Here is a 19,560-nt window from a genome sequence, read left to right on the forward strand (position 1 = left end):
ATTCTGGACGGACACCGGGTGTTGACGACCCGCAAGGCGAGTGAAGCCCTGGCCCAGGTGCCGGTCATCATCCTGTCCGCGGGCATGGCGGCGATGAATCCGCGCGACCGGGCCGTCTACGCGTCCACGTACAACGTGGCGGCATTCCTGAAGAAACCCGTGGAGCCCCGGCAGTTGCTGGAGGCCATCGAGCGGTTCGCCCCCAAGCCGGCAGGTGCCCAGGCGGGCATGTCCCCCTGAGACAAGGGCGTCGCTCTGGGCTTTCCGGTGGAGGGAGCCCGGAACACAATGGCCCCTCTACCGGTGTTCGTGGGGTCCATGAAGCCAGGCGGTGCGAGACGGGTGTGGTTGCGTAGGGGCCTCGCGGTCCTGGCCGCGGGTGGGCTGGGGCTGCTCGCCCTCTCCCATCTCGTCCGGGTCAGCTACGAGGACCGCATCGTCCCCCTGGAGCAGGCGCCCCAGGCCCCCGTGGCGCTGGTGTTCGGCGCGGGACTGGCGCGGGGCGCGGTGCCCTCTCCCGTGCTCGCCCAGCGGCTGGATGCGGCCGTCGCGCTGTGGCGGCAGGGCAAGGTGCGGACGGTGCTCGTCAGCGGGGACCAGACGAAGCCCTTCCACCACGAGACGCGCGCCATGCGGCGCTACCTGGTGGAGCACGGCGTGCCCGAAAGCGCGGTGCAAGGTGACGAAGCGGGGCTGTCCACCTACGACAGCTGCCTGCGGGCCGCCACGGTGTTCGGCGCGAAGCGGGCGGTGCTCGTCACCCAGCGCTTCCACCTGACGCGGGCGCTGTTCATCGCCAACTCGGTGGGCATCGAGGCGTGGGGCGTGGCCGCGGACGAGGGACGGTCGACGCCGTGGCGCTACCAGGTGCGTGAGACGCTGTCGCGCGTGCTGGCCCTGGCCATGGTGATGCTGGAGGTGGAGCCCGCCTACCCCTCCGGCCGCACCGTGCTGCCGGAGCGCTGAGGCACGGGCAGGCATGGCAGGCAGGCGGGCGGCGAGAATTGCCGGGGCCCCCGCGGGTTCTCATTCTTGAGACGAAGGCAGCCGACTCACCGCGCTTTCCGAGGAGAGGCCATGCGATTCAAGAAGCTGGGGTCAGACGACGTGGGCGAGTCCACCTCTCGGCGTCACATGAACCCGGACACCGGTGAGGATGAAATCAACATCTCCGACCAGGACCTGGCGGCGACCCCGCCGCTGGAGGAGGAGCCGGACTTCCGCGACATCCTCCCGGACGAGATTCATGAGTTCCGCCGGGGTGACGAGGAGGAAGAGCCGCTGGAGTTGACGGCGCAGCCGGGCTACCGCATCCGCCCCATCGACTTCGACAAGCTGCCGCAGGGATAGACGTGCGGTGAGGCGACGTCGAGGCAAGGCGCACGGCGCGCCTTGCCTCCGAGCCTGTGACTACCGCCCGCGAGCGTTCTTCTTCGCCGCTGGCTTCTTGGCTGAGTTCCTCTTCGAGGCGGCGGTCTTCTTCGCCCCGGACTTCTGAGCAGCGACCTTCTTCACAGAGGACTTCTTGGCCGCGCTCTTGTGAGCAGCCGCCTTCTTGGCTGCGCGCGTCGGGGCAGCCGCCTTTTTGGCTGCGCGCGTCGGGGCACCGGCCCGCTTTGCACCGCCCTTTTGAGCGGGGGCCTTCTTCGCCGCGCCCTTCTGCACAGCGGACTTCGAGGTAGCGGTCTTCTTCGCCGCGGCCTTCTGGGCAGGGGCCTTCGAGATAGCGGACTTCTTCGCTGCGCCCTTCTGCACAGGGGCCTTTGCGGTGACGGCCTTCTTCGCCGCGGCCTTCTTCACAGGGGCCTTCGTCGCCGACTTCGAGGTGGCCGACTTCTTCGTTGCGCTCTTCCGAGCAGCGGCCTCTGTCGTGGCCTTCGCAGTGCCGGACTTTTTAGGCGCGCCCTTCTGAGTCGAGTCCTCCGTCACGGACTTCGCGGTGACGAGCTGCTTCGTTGCGGCCTGCTGGGCTGCCTTCGCCGTACCGGCCTTCTTCGTCGCGGCCTTCTTGGGCGCAGCCTCCGGCCCCGCAGCGGCCTCAACCGTTCCAGCAGGGAGGTCCGCCGAAGCCACTTCAGTCGCGGCCTTCTTCGCGGGGCGCGTCTTCGCGGAAGCTGGCTCCCCGGCGGCCTTCTTCACACCCTGCCCCTTGCTCGACGCGCTTTTCGGGAACAGCACGCCAGCTCCGCCGATGGCGAGCGGTATCTGCTGGGCCTGCGCGCGCGCCTTTCTCGGGCCGGCGCCATCCTCGTACCGGGAAGGCGAGCGGACGTCATCGTACTCGTACGCGAGTTCGCGAACCTCCGTCTCTTCCACCTCGGCGGCCTCTTCATCGGCCAGCTCCGCCTCTTCGACTGCTTCAGCCTCGGCCGCCGCATCGGGTGGTGCCTCGCCGGCCTCCGCCGCTTCTTCCTCCTCGTCGACCTGGACGCCGGACAGCGCTCCCTGGAGGACGGCATTCATCGCCCGGGCAAAGGTGCGCTCACCGAAGCTCTCCACCTCCGCGGGGGGCACGAGCACGTCGAGCATGTCCTTCAGCGAGCGGTACAGCCGCATCTGCCGCTTCTCGCCCTCCCAGGTGCCATAGAGCCAGTCGTCGCCCTCGAGCGCCTCGACCCAGGCCGGCAACGGACCGCCACCGTCGCCCTGCTCCACCATGGCCGACTTGCGCGAGGCGAAGAGGTGCCGGTGCTGCCCCTTCAAGCCGATGCGCCACAGCCCCGCCGCGGGAAGCCCTTCCAGCTTGAGGCGGGTCTTCTCCATGACGCTCGGCTCTGCCTCCGCGCCGTGCAGCCGGAAGAGGAGCACCTCACCGTTGAGTTCGCCTCCATTGAACGCCTGATACAGGTCGGTGAGTTCGTCGGGGAATGGAACGCCGCACTCCGTTTCGGCCCGGCGAATCTCCTCCGGAGAGACGCCAGCTGACGATGCCTTTACCGACTTGCGAAGTGCCTCCAACCACTCGTGCATGACCCCTCCACGACATCCAGTCGCACAACCTTACGGCGGCTGAGCGCTCCTGCGCAGTGCGGGCTTTGGCTTTTGATGACACCGCGCCAGAGCTGATCCAATTCGCTCCGGCGGACAGGGCGGCCACCCCCGCGCGCAGGCATACCTTGAAAACCCGTCCCCCCTGTCCAACCCATCCCCTCCTCCGGAAAAACAGGACTCACGCACGAAGGTGGTGCCCCGGGAGCCTGCTCCAGCCGCCCGCGCTTCGGGACGCTCCAGGCGTTCCGCTGATCCAATCTCCGCCGGGTGAAGCGTCCCATCGCGGCCACAGCCCACTCGCCTGGCCGCCCAGGGCCCGGCCAGAGCGCTCAAGGGGGTGCGCCGCACGGCCGCACGAGCGGAATTTCCGACCGTGCTTAGCCTCCGCCAGACCGTGCCGGGAGCACCGCGCTGGCGGCTCCCGGGACGTAGCAGGCAGGGAGGACGACGCATGGGACGCGGAGCGGGATGGTGGGTGGCATGTTGGGTCGGCCTGGCCGCCTGTGGTCCAGGCGATGGGCCGCGGCTGGAGACTCCGCTCCAGGATGGAGCCCCTTCGACACCTCGGGGCGCATATCCCCAGGTTCAACAGGACGTCCCCACCTTCGCCCTGGACGTGGCGCCGGAAGACCTCGCGAGGCTGGAGGCAGACCCGTCGTCGGACGACACCGTGCCCTGCGTGGTGACCCTGGGAGGCGTGCGCGCGACGGGGCAGCTGCGCTTCCGAGGCGCCAGCACGCGGGAGCTGCCGCAGAAGAGCTACAAAATCGAACTGGACTCCGGCCAGGCGCTGGAGGACCGCGACCACTTCCATCTGCTCGCGAGCTGGTTCGACGGCGGGAAGCTGACGGAGAAGTTCGCGGTGGACCTGTACACCGCGATGGAGCTGCCCGTGCCCAGCGCGCGCTACGCCCGCGTGAGGGTGAATGGCGAACACCAGGGCCTCTACCTGGACATGGAGCACGTCGGAAAGGACTGGCTGAGGCACCACGGGCACGAGCGTGGCGCGGCCATCTACCGCTGTGGCCATCGCAACTGTGAGCTGACGCTGAAGCCCGGCCCCCACCAGGGAGACTTCGAGAAGCGCATCCCCAACGACGCGCCGGACCGAGAGGCGCTCGACACGCTCCTGGCATGGGTGAACCGGGGCGATGACGCCACCTTCGACGCCATGCTGGAGCGGCATGTGGATGTGGAGGCATACCTCGGCAACCTGGTGGCGGATGCGCTCATCTCCAACAGTCTCGTCGAAGACTCGGGCAGCTTCTGGATTCACGAGCCCCAGACGGACCGGTGGACGTATGTGCCGTGGGATTTGAACAACGCACGGATGCTCTACTGGCGTACGACGAACGCCGAGGCGGCGCTCCCCATCGACGCCTCGCCGCAGGCCTTCACGCTGTATGACGCCGCGGTGCAGGAGGTGTTCGACCAGCGGGTGCGGACCCGGCCTGAACAGCGGCCCACCTGGAGCGTGCTGGCCACGCGGGTGTGGGACCGGCCCGCGCTCCGGGCTCGCGTGCTGGAGAAGCTCGAGGCCGCGCTCGCGGGTCCCTTCTCCGAGGAGCAGGCCCTGGCGCACATCGAGGCGCTGTGGAAGGTCGTGGAGCCCGAGCTGCGCGAAGACCCGTCCGTCTCCGAAGCACACGCGCGTCGCGCACGGGAGGTCCTCCGAGACTACGTGCGTGGACGGCGCGCGTGGTTGCTCGAAGCCCTGAGCGCCCTGCGCGCACACGGAACAGGCCCACTGGTCATCCGCGCGGTCGCCTCGGGGAGCACGGGCTTCGTGGAGCTCTACAACCGCGGCACCGCTCCACTGCGCCTGGAGGACTACGAGGTCACCTCGGACTTGCGCGCGCCGGTGCGCTTCCGACTTCCAGCTGGCGTCCTGGAGCCCGGCGCGGGCCTCCGGTTGGAGGCGAGCGGCGACGTGGCCCGAGGACCGTGGCACCTCCCGTTCACCCTGCCTTCGGAGGGGGGCGAGGTGGGGGTGTTCCACGCAACGCGAGGGGCGCGTCCGCTGCTCTACAGCCCCGAGGATGCCGTCTGGTACGGCCCACTGCCCGCTGGCACGGTGTACGAGCGCCGGGGCGGCGGCACCGGCGAGGACTTCGAGCCGCGAGCCCCGTGAAGCGGATTGAACACGACACTCGAGCCCGTTAGGCAGGAGGCCATGGCACATCCCGTGAGCTACGAGGGGACGGCGGAGAACTTCGACCAGCTGGTCCTGGAACCCAAGGGCGAGCTGGTGGTCGTGGACTTCTGGGGTGACGGCTGCCCGAACTGCGACATCTACGCGGCGGCCGAGCCGGCGCTGCTGGCGGAGCTGGACGGCGCACCGATGCGCGTCGTCAAGGTGAACGCGTACCAGTACGAGGACCTGGCCAAGCGCTTCGGACTCTTCGGCATCCCCACGTTCCTGCTGTTCCGCGAGGGGAAGCTCATCGGGAAGATGAGCCAGTACTATGGAAAAGAGTACTGGCTCGGCGTGGTGCGGGACCACCTGCCCAAGGCCTGAGGGGAATGCGTCATAGGGGCCGGAAATCGCTTACCTGAATCCGGCAGCATCACCACCCCATTCCGCCACGGGGATGAAGCGCAGCCCTTCCGGCGGCGGTGACAGGGCGAGCACCCGCTCAACTACCGTCCGGTGAAAGACGTGGACCACGGACTCGGCGAGCCGAAACGCCAGTCGCTCTTCGAGCGGCACCTCACCGAGCACGGACTCATCAAGGAACAGCTTGTCGAGGCTCAGCAGAGTCAATCCGCTCCGGGATGCCTCAAAAATGGAGCGATTCCGGTCCATGCAGCGAATCGACTTCCACATGTGAACCAGCCAGTAGCGCAGCACAAAGTCCCCTGCCTGAACGTCTGCGGGGACGAGCTGGACCCCGTGGAGAGCGACAGCCTCCAGCGCCTCCTTCACCCTGGTGGAGACAACTGGCGCTGGCAGGCTGTGGTGGTCCACCATGACAGGCCTGGGCGGAATGGGCTCCCCCAACTTGAGCTTCACCGGCTCGTGGACCACAACGAGCGCGGGCTTGAGAAAGGGGAGGTACCCCTGGTCCCACGTCAGCAGCGGGTGCTGCTGGGACCGAGCACGCACGAGGACGCAGTAGTCGTCTTGCATGGCCTACTCCCCCACCTGGAGAGCACGCCGCGCCAACGCGGCACCGGTGTCACCATGACGGGCTCCATGCTTTCGGCCGCGCGGACACGCGCGTCGCGGCTTGTCCTGGATGCTCTCAACTCCAGCACAGCCGCTCCCCCCAGGTAGGTAGTCCAGCCCATCGGCCGTGAGCGTCCATTGACCAGCAGCCAACTTCCTAAGAATCATCTGGCTTACATCGTCCAGCTCAGCCGTCAGCCCGTTGGGGTTGGAACAGAAGGCGCCACCAGCAGCCACCTGCGCAACCTGTGCAAGCAACCGCTTGACCGCTTCCGGATAGGCCAAATCCATGTCGAAGGCCCACCCGCCAGAATGGGGACCGATGTGGACGGGGACGTGGAGCTCGCATGCCACGGCCAGCACCATCGGCAGCATGACACCATTCTCGCGCCGGTTGATGTCGTAGCCGAAATCCCGGCAGAAGCGTGCCCACAGCTCGTCATCCGCCATGGCCTCCGCGCAGATGAGGTGGTGGGCTGCGATGGTCCAGCGCCCTGTATACCAGGGGTGCTCCTTCGACTTGCGGCCCGCCAGGATATTCTCACGTAGCTCGGTGGGGTTCCCATGGTGCCAGCCCCACGCGGCGGCGAACTTGTGCGACGCCTTCCCGCAGTACTCGCATGGCGGGCGAGGCGGCGGCTTCGGCCCATCGCCTGGCTTCGATTGCAGGAATCGGACACGCGCCCCGCGAATGATGACAGGCATGCCCTGAATCACACACCTTGCGCGCCGCCTATTAAATGGCACGCGGGCGCAGGCGAACGCGCACTTTCCTACAGGGCACCGATGGTGCCCACCACGTTGGCCATAGTGAGCGTGAGCCGCGGCAGGCGCCCCGTGCCTGACTTCTCGAAGCCCCGCGCCTCTACGGGCCATGGCTGGTACTCCGCGCCCTGCCACACCACCGGCCCTCCCAGCCCGTTGGTGCCCGCGTGGAAGTAGCGGATGCCTCCGCCGGCCAGCGACGTGGCGTCCAGGACAAAGAGCTCCACGAGGGCGCCCGGCTCCAGCTTCTGGATGTCCTCGGCGATGCTCACAGGACGCCCCCGGGCGGCACGGGCGAAGCGCCCAGGGGCAGCAGGACGTTGGCGATGAGCCGCGCGACGAGGACGGAGGCGCAGTGGAACATGCCCCGTCTTCACACGTTCGGTGGACGCCGTCCGAGTCTCAGCCCACCTGCGCGAGGGGAGCGACTTCGGCCGTTCGAGGAGTTGCTGCGGCTGCATCAGCCGCTCGCCGCGTGTTCGCCTCGATGGCCACCTGGCACAGCGCCGACTGCGCCTGAAGCTGGAGGACGAACGCCCTCCCCCGTCCGATGTTGACGCCGATGAGCGTGCCGACGAGCACGAAGCCCAGCGTCACCGTCGAGTTGTACTTCATCGCGGACGTCACGACGGCTCCACCGACGGCACCGACGACGAAGCCGATGAAGCCCGCCATGAAGACGATGCGGCTCGCTCGCCGGTACAGCGCTTCGGCGTAGCCGCGGATGATGTTCGGGTCGTACTGCACTGCCATTGCGTGCCCCCAATGCTGACCTGACTCTCCAGGTCGCTGCCGGTGAGTCGCACGGGCGCGGCCCACCGGACAAGAGAGGCAACCTGAAGCCGCCTGGGTGCGCCATACCCCCCAGGGGTGATGCTGCTACTCCCTCACCCTGCTTCCTCCTGGAACTTGGCGGAGACGTTGTAGGCGTTGAAGCCCTTCACCGTGCTCGTCCACCGCTCGCACACGACGCGCAGCACCTGAGCGCCGGCCGCGGTGAAGGTGAGCTGGGCGCCAACCGGTGGCGCTGCGGTGAACGTGACGAGCCCCGAGGGCGCCAGCGTGTAGTCGGCCCCCGCCGCCAGCAACACCCCATCGCGGGACACCAGCGGCGCAGCCTCCCAGCCCACGGCGGGCACGAGCTCGCCTACCGTCGCGTCCGGGGCAAGGGGGCGCAGCAGGAGGAACTGCGTCCGGGTCCCGTCTCCGGTGCCAAGCGGCTGCCCGGTGACGGACCAGGCGCTGTCCGGCACCACGAACTCGAAGGCGGCCACCCCGCGGTGCGCGCGAAGGAAGGCGTCGAGCGCGTCCGCCTCGGACTTCCGGCGCGCGGTGAACTGGAGGGACCAGCGCTGGAGGAGTCCACGGGAGCCATCCTCCGAGCGCTGGGAGTAGCCGTCACCGAACTGGGCCATGCTCACCCGCGGCTGGCTCTCAAGCTGGGCGCCCCAGCTTGGCGTGAAGAGGAAGCGTTCCATCCCCTCCAGTTTGCCCATGAGCGGGGACAGCTTCCGCACCAGCCATGGGTGTTCGATATGCGTGCTCGGCGCGGAACGCAGCGCCATAGAGGAGGTGACCGCCACCAGGACGTCTCTCCTCAGAGCATTTTAAGCGCCACCTGCCCCCTGCCTCGTCCTCGAACTCAAGCTTCGTGGTGTTGTCCTGGAATTCGACTGTAGAGGAGCGGCCGAGCAGCAGAGTCACACGGGCCGACTCTACTTTCCCCAATACACCTCCCCCAAGGTCCGGCGGAATGCTCCCGTGTTCCACTCTACGGCGACTTCGCCGACCACTTCTCCATCACAGTACAGCGTGCCCATACATCTCTCCACTGTCGACAATGGACCCCTCCATAGGGTCACGGCCGACGGTGGAGCGAGTAATTGAAACGAGTCAACTCCCAAGGCTATGCATCGCCCATCCTTGTCGGCGGGGCACCGCCATCTCGACACCTACATGGCGGTGCCGCGCCAAAGACTACGTGCGCGGAGCAGCAGGCTCGTCAGCAAGGAGTCGTTCGACTTCAGCAGCGACCTCCGGCTTGGTCCTCAACAGGCGTCCGGCGCGGGCGTCTTGGCGACCGAGGGCAACGGCCGCCACCACGTCATCAAGCGTTGCCCACCTTGGATGCGTACCAGCGACCCGGTCGCCCTCCGCAGCGTAGGCGCAGCAGTAGCTACTAAAGAGGTACTCCTTCGTCTCAGGCATATTGGCCCCCTTCACCCGGGATAGGCGAATCAGCCACGCGTACGAACGGACCGATCCCGTTGTCAACGACTCACACCCATTGAGGCGCCAAGGCGCATACCAGTGCAGTGCAGACGTGGCGGACGCAGCCACATCGCGGCGCGCCTACTCCTCCAGCCAAAAGAACCGGTTGCCGCTCGTGAGGGCGCGCTCGAGGAATTCACGGAACGAGCCGACAATTCGCCGCACCTCGCGCGGGTACGTCTCGTGGTAGGCGTCGAGGAGGGGGTACGGGCCGCCCGAATGGGCCACGTCCACCAGCACGAAGTCCGAGTCCTGGCAGTCCACCAGCGGGTACCAGGAGGCGGCCTCACGCGCCCCCTTGTCGCGAAGGCGCACCCGGGAAGTTGCAGCCTCAATCTCCTCCAGGGAGAGGATGCTGTAGTTCGCATCGGGGAGCCTCTCGAACAGCTCCGCGCCGTCGCAGTGCAGGAAGAAGGCGCGCAAGTCCTCGTCCAGGGGCCACCTCATCCGCGCCTCGAAGGCAGCAATCCTCTCTGGCGTCGCCGGAGGGTGCGGGAAATGCGCACGCGAGATTTCAGCCAGAAGGGACTCAATGGCCATGGCTAGTCCACGTAGGGCCTGTCGGGCCCCGCCGCGCTCCACCGGCCGCCGCGGCTGTAGCAAGCCGGGTAGGCCCCGTTGAAGACGTCGTGCACGAGTTGAGGAACCGGCAGCACGTTCGCAGGCGCTGTGGGGTGGCCTCCGTGGAGCAAGTCGAAGATGTGGTGCCCCGGCCAGTTGCGCCCGCCCGACTGCGGCCATGCACCGAATTCGCGACCCCACGTTTCGCGGAATCCTGGGCGCGCGTTGTTCCACGTGCTTCGGCGCCTCTGGAGGTCGGTGACAGTCGGGTAGTCGCAGCAGCAGTGGGTGACGGCGAGGCGTCCACCCGCCGCCGCCGGAAGCGCCATGAAGCGGCCCTGCCAGTCGCCCTTGATGTCCGCGAGCCAGATGCAGCCCAGCAGCGGAACGTGGCCCTCGGCCACGCACCGACGAGCACAGCGTGCCAAGAGCGCGGCGTTGCACAGCCAGGGGCCGTAGTAGATGGTCGTCTGCACCGTCCCGCCCACCGGGCCAGGGACTGTCGGCCCCACCCACTTCGCCGAGGGCTTCGCGCCCGCGGTGCTGACCGTGGCCGAGCCGCAGCCGCCTGCTGTGGCTGCCGTGGTGGATAAGCCGCCGCAGGCAACACAAGCTGCCTCTCTCCCGCGCGGCATGGACCCGCCTGGAGTCCCTCGTCGCGACGTTCGGTCGCGCCGGCATCCCAGCCGGCGAGGCGCTCGAAGTCATCGCGGGTGCCACGCAGCTTACAGCACCCCAGGAGGGTGTATGCAATGGCGGCGCACTCGCCACCCGCGGCACGTGTCTACACCTGCACGGCCCCGTCCTTGCGCAGCACATTGAACAGCCTGGCCCGGTCCAGCTCCGACCTGGCGAAGGCCTTGGCGACGAAGACCTTCTTGAGCGCCGCGTCCGACGCGTCGAACTCGCCGTTCTCGTAGTGGTGCTTCGCCTTCACCTTGGCCTGGATGTCGTGGTCGTCCGCGATGACCACGTCCGCCTTCAGCGCGCCGCCGACCCGGAGCGAGGCGTCATTGCCGTGGCCCCACACCACCCGCGCCTCCAGGTCCTTGCCCACGACGACCTCGCCGTCCGTGTCCAGGCCCGTGGCGCGCAGCGTGCCGCCCACCACGAGCATCCCCTCCATCCCCGCGTTGCGCACCACGCCTTCCACCGTGAGGTCTCCCGTCACGAGCAGCGGCCCGTCGACGTGGACGTCGCCCTTCACCACGAGGTCCCCGCGCACGAAGCGCGGCAGCTTGGACAGACGGGGCGTCTTCTCCTCGGCGGGCAGCACGTCCCGCGCGAGCCGCACCACCGCCATCGCCGTCCACGGGAGCCCACCCTGGAGCGCGGCCGCGAGCTGGTCCCAGGACGTGGCACCTTGCAGCGCGAGCCCCTTCAGTACCTGTTCGACGCCGTCCACGTCCTTGTCCTCGAAGTACCAGGCCTTGAGCAGCGCCTTGCGCTGACGCTTCAGCGCCTCCAGCAACGGCTGCACCTCCAACGCGCCAGCCTTGCCCGAGGAGGCCTTGGCTCCCATGAACTGGGCGAGGGACGCGTTCTGGTGCTCCAGCGCCTCCTGCACGGGCGTCTGGCCGCTGCCATTCTTCAGCGAGACCTCCGCCCCCGCCTTGAGCAGGACCCCGATGACGGGGCCTCGCTCCTTGAAGCGCGCGTGCTGATGCAGCGGCGTCCAGCCCTTGCCCGCGTTGGGGTTCGCGCCCGCGTCAATGAGCGCTTGAGCCACGTCGGCCTGACGCGCTTCGAAGAGCGCCGTCCGCCCTGACGCATCGAGCGCATCCACGGGCACGCCGCCCTTCGCCAGCGGGGCGATGCAGGACACGCTGCCGTGCTCGGCCGCGACATGCAGCGGCGTGGACTTCTTCGAATCGACGACGTCGGCGGTGACGCCCAGGCGCAGCAACTCCTTCACCAGCGCCGCGTCATCCACCATCGCGGCCAGGTGGAGCACACTGTGCTTGCTGGAGTCCTTCACCTCCAGGTCCGCCCCCAGCGCGACCAGGGCCAGCACCCGGCCCGTGCGGCTGTTGCCTTCGAAGCCACGACCGAAGAACGGCTTCGCGTCCAGCCCCGCCGCGAGCAGGAGCCCGGCATCCAGGTCCTTGGCCTGCTTCCCCTTGGGGCGTGCCGTGCGCTTCTGCTTCCGCAGCCATGCGTGGAAGCCGTCATCGGAGAAGGCGCCCTCCAGGCCCTGGAAGTTGAGCGGATCGTCGTCATCCGTCACGCCCTGGGCGCACACGCGGGGAGACTCCTCCAGCTTGGAGAGCAGTTCACGGTAGCCCTGCTCCTTCTTGCCCTGTGTCAGCGCACGCCAGGCTTCGAGTCCACGACGCCCGCGTTGATGGTCAGGGAGTGGCCGCAGGCTGTCGGCCTCATCCAGCGCGGCCTCCGCCTCGTCGAGCTGCGCCACGGTCGGCTTGCGCCGCACCAGGTCCTCCGCCCACTGACTCAGGGCCAGCGAGCGCGCACGATGAGCGAGCGTCAGCGCGCCGCCGGGCTTCGTCCCTCGGGTCAGCTCAAGGATGCGGTCACGAAGCCGCCAATGCTCCGCCTTCAGCTCCTGCTCCCACCGGTGCGGCTCCATGCGGCGCGTCGAGTCCAAGCACCAGCTCAGGGAGTGGAGACCCAGCAGATGCTCGGGCTCCGCCGCCACGACTTCGCGCAGCAATGGAATCGCCTGGTCCAGCTGCGGCGGCATCTCGTCCAGCAGACGGTCCGCCTTCTTCATCAGCCCAGCGACATGGACCTTCTTCGGAGCCTGAGCACGCGACATGGCGAGTGAACCTGCCATGGGACAGTGACCTGCGCGCGCGAAATTCACGGGCCGCAGGGACCTTCACAATCCGAGAATTCTCACGCGCCAAGCCGTGGCATGACCGCTGCCTGCTCAGTCCCGATAGCCGCGCGCCTGCAGCCGGAACAGGTGCGCGTAGCGGCCGTCCTTCGCCATCAGCTCGTCGTGGCTGCCCAGCTCGTCCACCTGCCCGTTGTGGAGCACGGCAATCTGGTCCGCCATGCGCACCGTGGAGAAGCGGTGCGAAATCACAATCGCGATGCGGTCCGCCGCCAGCGCCTGGAAGCGCTCGAACAGTGCGTGCTCCGCCTCCGCGTCGATGCTGGCCGTGGGCTCGTCCAGAATCAGCACCTCCGCGTCGTCGCGCATGAAGGCCCGCGCCACCGCCAGCTTCTGCCACTGCCCCGCCGACAGCTCCTGTCCCTTCTCGAACCAGCCGCCCAGCATCGTGTCGAACTGCTGCGGCAACGCCGTAATCACGCCGCTGGCCCCGCCCTCCTCGGCCGCCTTCTCGATGCGGCTCCGGTCCTCCAGCGCCGGCACATGCCCCAGGCCGATGTTCTCCGCCACGTTGAACTGGTAACGCACGAAGTCCTGGAACACCGCCCCGAAGCGGCTGCGCAGGTCCTCCACGTCCATGTCCTTCAGGTTGACGCCGCCGTAGAAGATGTCGCCGTCCACCGGCTCGTACAGGCGCAACAGCAGCTTCACCAACGTGCTCTTCCCCGCCCCGTTCTCTCCCACCAGCGCCAGCTTCTGTCCCGGCTTCAGCGTCAGCGACACGTTCCTCAGCGCCCACGCCTCCTTCCCCGGATAGCGGAAGGACACGTCACGCAGCTCGATGGCGCTGTCCTGTCCTCGCGGCGGCGACAGGGGCGGCAGCACCCGCGTCGCCTCGCCGCCCGTGGGGATGTCCAGGTACGCGAACAGGTTGCTCATGAAGAGCGCGTCCTCGTACATGGAGCCCACGCTGGTCAGGATGCCCTGGAACGCCGCCTGCCCCTGACGGAACACACTCAGGTACAGCACCATGTCGCCCACGCTGATGGCCCCGCTCGCCGCGCGGCCCGCCACCAGCAGGTAGCAGCCGTAGAAGGCCCCCAGTGAGAAGACGCCCAGCCCCAGGCCCCAGGCCATCCGCCGGAAGGCCAGCGCCCGGTCCTCCGCGAAGAACTTCTGGAAGAGCGTGCGGTAACGCCCCAGCACCAGCGGCCCCAACCCGAAGAGCTTCACCTCCTTCACGTGGCTGTCCCGCGTGAGAATCCACTCCAGGTAGTTCAGCTTGCGGCCCTCGGGCGCGCGCCACGAATAGAGCCGGAAGCCCGCCATGGCCAGCCGCGCCTCGGCGATGAAGGCCGGCACCGACGCGGCCACCAGCACCACCACGCTCCACGGCGACAGCGCCACCAACAACGCGGCGAAGGTGCCCAGGGTGATGGCGTTTCGGACGATGGAGAACGCCTGCGTCACCAGCGACAGCGGCCGGCTGTTCGCCTCGCGCCGCGCGTTCTGCATCTTGTCGTAGGTCGCCGAGTCCTCGAAGTGCTGCAGCTCCAGCGCCAGCGCCTTCTGGAGGATGCGCTCGTTGAGCAGGTTCCCCAGGTTGGCGCGGAGCAGCTCGCGCGTCAGCGTCAGCCCGCGCTCCACCACCGCCGAGCCCAGCATCAACCCGAACTCCAACCCCACCAGCCCGTACACCCGCGAGCGGGCCTCCACCGAGCCCTGCGCCGCCGCCACCACCGAGTCCACGATGAGCTTGCCCACCCAGGCGATGGCCGCCGGCAGCAGCGCCGCCACCAGCGTCAACGCGCCCAGCACCAACGCGCCGCGCGGGCTGGCCTGCCAGAAGAGCCGGAAGGTCCCCGGCAACTGCTTGAAGAGACTGCCCGCGTTCTGGAAGCGGGCCTTGAGCGACACCGGGGCGGCAGGGGCTGTTGTAGGACGAGGAGACACGGTCCGCGTTCATAACGCGGAGCGCGCCCGCCTGCTTCAGGATGCGGGCGGAAGGTGGCGCGACACCAGCACGTCGCAGCTCGCGCGCGCCAGCACCTGCTCCGTCAGCGGCGTGTGCGCCTCCTCGGCGGACATGGCCAGCGCCAGCAGGTCCGAGCCCCGCTCCAGCGCCTCCGCCAGGATGCCCTCCTCGGCCGGCTCACCGCAGCGCACCCGCACCTCCAGCTCGCGGCCCGCCTCCCGGTAGGGCGCGAGGAAGCGGCCAAGCGCCACCCGCGCCTGATGCTCCCGCTCCTGCCGCAGCAGCAGCCACCGCTCGGCCGGCGCGTGGGCGCGGCGCAGCTCCGCCTCCTGCGCTTCCGTGTCCACCACGTGCAGCACGTCCACCAGCGCGGGCGCCGGGCACAGGCGCAAGGTCAGCTCCAGCGCCCTGCGCGACTCGCGCGAGAAGTCCACCGCCACCAGCGGCCTGCCGTAGGGCCGGCCCGGGTGCGGCACCACCACCAGCACGGAGACGCCCAGCCGGCGCACCATGTGCCGCACCGTCGAATCCTCGGCCAGCGCACGCACCGGGTACGTCACGTGCGGACGCCCCAGCACCACCAGCTCCGCGCCCGACGTCCGCGCCACCGCCGACGCCACCTCCACCGGGTCCCCCCGCCCCAGCTCCTCGCGCACGTCGATGTCCACGCGGTTGCGCAGCCGCCTGCACACGGAGCTCACCGCCTTGCGCAGGCAGCGCTCCCCCGACAGCGTCCCACCGGGCCCCTGCTGCCCGTCCAGGACGGGGGCCACGTGCAGCACGCAGAAGACGCTCCCCTGCGCCAGCGGGAGGCGCAGCGCGCGCGCCAGCGCGAACTCGGAGCGCAGCGAGAAATCCGTTCCCACCACCAGGCGCGACACGCCTCGCTGCCCCCGGACGAGTCCTGAAGGGAGCAGCGGCGCCGCCATCCTCGAAAGCTGTGATGACCTCATCTCCATCCCTCCTTCCCTTCCACCCGACGCACGTTCACACCTCGAAGATTCAGGCGCCGCGCGCCAGGCGCCACCGGGCTCGGCGTGTCGCAAAGTCCGCGACCGGGCAAGCCTCCGGAACAGGCCCACCTCCACCCAGGGAACACCCCGCGGTGAGTCGAGGTGCCGAGGAACGGCTCCCTGAAAAATCTCCAGCAACCCGGCGGCCGTCCCCCTCGAGGACAAGGGAGGGCAGGCGTCCATCACGAGGCTTGGCCTGCTTGGCACGTCCGAAGTCCGACAGAAGGTCCGAGCGAGGCACGGCCGCTGCTTTGCAGAAGGGTCCAGGCGGGCAGCGACAGGCGGGGTCGGGGTCGGGCGGAACGCTGAAGAAGGGGGAAGTGCCAATGCGCGGGGTCATCACCGGACGAGAGGTGGTCGCCAACCTGGGGCTCATCTACCGGGAGTTCGGGACGGGCTGCGTGCTGCGCTGCCTGTGGGTCATGCTGAGCGGGAAGACGACGACCTTCCTCGAGGTCGCGTGCCCGCCGGTGGCGAAGCGGTAGCAACGGCACGGGCCGCGGAGGAAGGTCCCCCCGCGGCCCGCGCCACCTCACGTCATGTCACCGCGTGAGCGTCACTGCGGGACGCTGAGCCGCAGCCGCAGCAGCGTCGGCTCCACCCAGGCGCTCGCCTCGGGGCCTCCCGCCTGGGCCTGGGCATCCAGGGACGCGTCAATGGCGGCCTTCAACCGGTCGGCACGCGACGTCACCGCCGGGTGCAGGTCCGCCAGGATGTGGTGGGCCGGGAGTTCGGCGGCGGTGCTGAACAGCGCGTACATGTCCATCACGTCGTTCATCACCGGCGTGACCTCGACGTCCTGCAGGGTGTCGTGCCCCGACAGCACGGCGTCCTCGCCGTACAGCAGTCCGCGCAGGTGCTCGTCATGCTCAAGCGATAGCGGCAACGCGAGCGCCGCGTAGGCCTGCCACACCAGCCGCGTGCCCGTCATCCGCTTCCCCTGGACCTGCAGCACGTCGCCGGCCTGGTTCATCCGCGTCGCGATGGAGCCGTAGAACTGGCGCTGCTGGGACTTCAGCACATCCACCATCCGGGCGCGGACGGCGGCGCGGAAGGCGTTGGCTGTGACGTAGTCGGCGGACGCGATGTTCTGGGAGACGTGGCCCCACCGCTTCACCATCCACTCCTGGGGGTTCTGCGTGTTGTTCGGGTTGTAGGTGGGCCGGTCAGCCCCGCGCACCATGACGACGAACTCCTGGCCTCCGGTGAAGCGGTGCGTGAACACCCGCTCGGACTTCCACGCGTTCGTCGCGGTGTCCCAGGAGGTGTAGCGGACGTACACCGTGGACTCCAGCCGGTACTTGCGCTCGTACAGGCCGCCGAGGCCCGTGAAGACCTCCGAGTAGAGCTGCCAGCTCCCCTCGCCGCACAGGTCGATGGAGGCCCCGTCCACGTTCATGTTGTCCGCGATGAGCAGGGGGCGCAGCACGTCGTGGTTCCAGCGGGCCGGGTCCACGCCCAGGTAGTCCGCCGCGCCGTCGCCGTTGTAGTCGCCCCACTGGCCGCCGCCGCAGGGGACGATGGGCTTCTCCCCCTGCTTCAGGAAGTGCGTCGCCGGCTCCTGCTCCGGAGCGCCCCACATATCGACGCCGTGCATGCCCCGGGCGGGGTCATTGCGCCACGTGGACTCCGCCTGCTCGATGAGCACCTTCATCCACGCCCAGTCGGCCAGGTAGCGGGCGTGAACCCCGGCGAAGAGCGGCTTGCCGATGTTCTTCAGCGCCGTCTCGAGCTTCGTGCCCTGGGTGATGAGCTCGTTGTGACGGGTGGAGAGCATCTGCCCGCCGAGCACGGGCTGCTCCTCGAAGAGCTGCGCGTAGGCCTCCGCGCCCGCCATCCAGTCCTTCGGGCTGGAGATGCGCTCGCTGTGCAGCATGGACAGCCCCAGCTGCACGGGGAACTCGCGCAGGTAGTTGATGTTGTAGGAGAGCTTGTGGGTGGACAGCTCGTCCGCGGGGCTGATGTCCGGGTTGGCGCCGCGCCCGTCGATGCCCGCGAGCACCGTGGACACATGCGCGTCCACCGCGCCCCAGATGGAGAACTGGGTCTCCGCGGGGACGAACTCCTCCGTGTAGCGCATGGGGGTGGGGTGCCGCGAATCCCAGCCCAGGTAGTTCCAGGCCGCCAGCTCGAAGGGGTCGTTCTTCGTGTCCGCGAAGTATTCGTACATGTTCTGGTCCACGCGGTTGAGTCCCGCGTGCAGGGCGTACAGGGCCTCCTGGACCTCCTCCACGTTCTGGTTCGCGCGGCCCAGCTCCCAGTCCACCAACGCGAACCGGGAATGCATGTCGCGGTGGATGTCATTGAGCTTCCGGTCCACCCGGTCGAAGCGGCTGAGCATCCGTCCCTGCAGCTCCACGACGAGCTGGTGGAGGTTGCGCAGCTCCTTGAGGATGACCTGCTCGATGGGCGGCTCGGCCGGCTTGCGCAGGATGGAGAAGAGCTGGATGACGGCGCCGACAATCTGACCGGTGAACACGGCGGCGCTGATGACTTGGAAGCCCTTCAAGCCCGCGTCGAGGAAGCCGGCGACCTTCTCCGCGACCTTGATGGAGCTCTCCGCGTACTTCGCCACCGCGTCCAGGGTGGTGCCCAGCGCCTTGCTGAACCTCACGATGTCCGCGGCGAGCTGCGCCTGGCCATCAATCTTGAGGATTTCCGCCACCAACCCCAGGCCGACCGACACGCCCTCCTTCACGCCGCCGAGCGTCTCCTTCAACTCCGTCCCGCGCGTCTTCGCCGCCGCGATGGCCTCCGCGAGCGCCGTCTCTTCCGGCGTGGCCAGGGCGCTCACCAACGCCGCCGCGGGCTCGCCGCCGTCGTCCAGGGACTGCCCCTGCTGGGCGGGCTCCTCCAGCGCGATGGAGGCGCGGTACGCCTGCTCGGCGGTGTTCAAGTCATGGAGCATGTCCGAGTACTGCTCCACGGCGGACAGCCCCGCGGTGGCCGCGGTCGTCACGAAGGCCCGACCCTCCTCCGGCGTGACGGACAGCGCGCCATCCACGCCCAGGCGCGGCAGGACGAAGGCCCCCAGGGGCCCCAGGGGCCGGGCGGTGAGCATCACCGAGGCGGTGTGGTGGGTCTGGAAGCCCACGCCAGCGCCAATGCCACCGCCATTCACCGCCGCCGCCAGCGCGGCGTTGCCCTGGGCGAGGTCATGCAGCCGGGCCCAGGTGTCCTCGGTGAAGGACTCCGCTTCGCCATAGCGGTCCACGAAGGATTGGGCGTTGGCGAGCCCCCGCTCCAGGTCCAGGCCGTCGTGCATGCTGGCCAGCAGCGCGCGCGCATAGGCCCGCAGCGCCCGGCCGGGCGCCGTCGCGGTGGACAGCTGCGGCTCCGCCCGCGCGAGCATGCGAATCATCGTCCGCACCCGGGGACCGGAGCCGTCCTTCTCCGGGTCGAAGGGGTAGACGTCCAGCGCGGTGGAGATGGCGTTGAGCCCCGCCGTCAGCTCCGCCTGGGAGAGCGCCGGGTTGTCACGGGCCAGGAAGTACGCCGCGCCCGCCAGCAGATGCAGCCGCGGATGCTCGTTGGACATGGCCATCGCCGCGTAGACGCGCCGGTTCACCTCCTGCGCGGTCAGCGAGAAGATGCTGCGGCACTCCGAGCACAGGACGGGTGCGTCATACACGGGCGCGCCAAGGCTCCCCGAGGCCGCCCACTCCGCCGCTGCCTGCGCCTGCACCTGCGCCTGGGTGGCGGTGGCGGGCGCCTGGCCCTCCACGAAGCCCGCGCCGCAGTCCGCGTCCGGCGCCGCGCCATGGCTGACGTCGCGGCAGGTGCCGTAGAGCGGCGTCCCACTGCCAGGGCCGCAGGGCCCCGTCATCGTTCCGCACTGCGCGGCGTCGGTGACCCAGGCGCCGTTCACCTGGCACGTCTGGGGATTGAGGCAGGCCACCGTGCAGGGCGCTTCCACCGTGCCGCACTGCGGTCCCGTGCCCGTATTCACCACCGGGTAGTTGTAGAAGGTGATGTAGCAGAACTCCTCGCCCACCCCCGCGGTGGCGCCCTTGAGGGC

Annotated in this window: 18 protein-coding genes and 1 pseudogene; 6 read left to right on the top strand and 13 right to left on the bottom strand. The window is 68.9% G+C overall.

The genetic code is table 11. The features are described from left to right. The 3 genes from G4D87_RS14180 to G4D87_RS14190 form a co-directional block, all read left to right on the top strand. Positions 1–240: response regulator (locus G4D87_RS14180; RefSeq protein WP_504112560.1), on the top strand; the 240-nt coding region annotated here is incomplete at its 5' end. Between the two features lie 48 nt (positions 241–288). Then, positions 289–966, top strand: coding sequence for a SanA/YdcF family protein (locus tag G4D87_RS14185; protein ID WP_163782600.1), 678 nt, complete (start codon positions 289–291; stop codon positions 964–966). A gap of 111 nt (positions 967–1,077) precedes the next feature. Further along, positions 1,078–1,350: a hypothetical protein gene (locus G4D87_RS14190; RefSeq protein WP_013937437.1), complete on the top strand. Its 273-nt coding sequence runs from the start codon at positions 1,078–1,080 to the stop codon at positions 1,348–1,350. 60 nt (positions 1,351–1,410) lie between these two features. Here the strand turns inward: G4D87_RS14190 and G4D87_RS39995 are convergent, their stop codons facing one another. Together G4D87_RS39995 and G4D87_RS40115 are read right to left on the bottom strand one after the other, a co-directional pair. After that, positions 1,411–2,658: a hypothetical protein gene (locus tag G4D87_RS39995; protein WP_275902284.1), complete on the bottom strand. Its 1,248-nt coding sequence runs from the start codon at positions 2,656–2,658 to the stop codon at positions 1,411–1,413. Between the two features lie 159 nt (positions 2,659–2,817). Continuing rightward, a pseudogene (locus G4D87_RS40115) lies at positions 2,818–2,970 on the bottom strand (SMI1/KNR4 family protein); the annotation flags it as partial. Positions 2,971–3,607: 637 nt separating this feature from the next. Between G4D87_RS40115 and G4D87_RS14200 the strand changes: the two are divergent. Together G4D87_RS14200 and G4D87_RS14205 are read left to right on the top strand one after the other, a co-directional pair. Continuing rightward, on the top strand, positions 3,608–5,122 hold the full coding sequence (locus G4D87_RS14200; protein ID WP_240358270.1) for a CotH kinase family protein: 1,515 nt from the start codon (positions 3,608–3,610) through the stop codon (positions 5,120–5,122). 42 nt (positions 5,123–5,164) lie between these two features. Further along, positions 5,165–5,509, top strand: coding sequence for a thioredoxin family protein (locus G4D87_RS14205; protein ID WP_163782603.1), 345 nt, complete (start codon positions 5,165–5,167; stop codon positions 5,507–5,509). Positions 5,510–5,539: 30 nt separating this feature from the next. On the opposite strand, the gene G4D87_RS14210 is transcribed toward G4D87_RS14205, so the two are convergent. From G4D87_RS14210 to G4D87_RS14255, 10 genes are all read right to left on the bottom strand, one after another. Then, entirely contained in the window at positions 5,540–6,121 is a 582-nt protein-coding gene (locus G4D87_RS14210) for an imm11 family protein (protein ID WP_163782604.1), read from the bottom strand. A gap of 3 nt (positions 6,122–6,124) precedes the next feature. After that, on the bottom strand, positions 6,125–6,865 hold the full coding sequence (locus G4D87_RS14215) for an AHH domain-containing protein (protein ID WP_240358271.1): 741 nt from the start codon (positions 6,863–6,865) through the stop codon (positions 6,125–6,127). A 68-nt stretch (positions 6,866–6,933) separates the two neighbouring features. Further along, on the bottom strand, positions 6,934–7,197 hold the full coding sequence (locus tag G4D87_RS14220) for a phage minor tail protein L (RefSeq protein ID WP_163782606.1): 264 nt from the start codon (positions 7,195–7,197) through the stop codon (positions 6,934–6,936). A 130-nt stretch (positions 7,198–7,327) separates the two neighbouring features. After that, positions 7,328–7,678 (bottom strand): hypothetical protein, encoded by a 351-nt coding sequence (locus G4D87_RS14225; protein ID WP_163782607.1) that lies wholly within the window; start codon positions 7,676–7,678, stop codon positions 7,328–7,330. A 134-nt stretch (positions 7,679–7,812) separates the two neighbouring features. Then, complete coding sequence (locus G4D87_RS14230; protein ID WP_163782608.1) at positions 7,813–8,403, bottom strand: phage tail protein; 591 nt, start codon at positions 8,401–8,403, stop codon at positions 7,813–7,815. Between the two features lie 874 nt (positions 8,404–9,277). Further along, on the bottom strand, positions 9,278–9,778 hold the full coding sequence (locus G4D87_RS14235) for an SMI1/KNR4 family protein (protein ID WP_163782612.1): 501 nt from the start codon (positions 9,776–9,778) through the stop codon (positions 9,278–9,280). Beyond that, positions 9,739–10,233, bottom strand: a complete 495-nt coding sequence (locus G4D87_RS14240; RefSeq protein ID WP_240358272.1) for a glycosyltransferase family protein — start codon at positions 10,231–10,233, stop codon at positions 9,739–9,741. Before G4D87_RS14240 ends, G4D87_RS14235 begins: the two co-directional genes overlap by 40 nt. A 308-nt stretch (positions 10,234–10,541) precedes the next feature. Next, positions 10,542–12,551, bottom strand: a complete 2,010-nt coding sequence (locus G4D87_RS14245; RefSeq protein ID WP_163782609.1) for an ankyrin repeat domain-containing protein — start codon at positions 12,549–12,551, stop codon at positions 10,542–10,544. Positions 12,552–12,647: 96 nt separating this feature from the next. Further along, positions 12,648–14,471: an ABC transporter ATP-binding protein gene (locus tag G4D87_RS14250; RefSeq protein WP_163782610.1), complete on the bottom strand. Its 1,824-nt coding sequence runs from the start codon at positions 14,469–14,471 to the stop codon at positions 12,648–12,650. A gap of 72 nt (positions 14,472–14,543) precedes the next feature. Then, the gene (locus G4D87_RS14255) at positions 14,544–15,482 is read right to left on the bottom strand and encodes a universal stress protein (protein ID WP_163782611.1); all 939 of its coding nucleotides are present in this window, start codon (positions 15,480–15,482) and stop codon (positions 14,544–14,546) included. Positions 15,483–15,862: 380 nt separating this feature from the next. Here G4D87_RS14255 and G4D87_RS14260 point away from each other — a divergent pair, with 380 nt between their 5' ends. Further along, positions 15,863–16,027 (top strand): hypothetical protein, encoded by a 165-nt coding sequence (locus G4D87_RS14260; RefSeq protein WP_161604945.1) that lies wholly within the window; start codon positions 15,863–15,865, stop codon positions 16,025–16,027. A gap of 71 nt (positions 16,028–16,098) precedes the next feature. Here the strand turns inward: G4D87_RS14260 and G4D87_RS39395 are convergent. Further along, positions 16,099–19,560, bottom strand: a 3,462-nt coding sequence (locus G4D87_RS39395) for a hypothetical protein (RefSeq protein ID WP_240358274.1), incomplete at its 5' end; no start/stop codon positions are given.

It is taken from the genome of Myxococcus vastator (genome assembly GCF_010894475.1).
GTDB lineage: Bacteria > Myxococcota > Myxococcia > Myxococcales > Myxococcaceae > Myxococcus > Myxococcus vastator.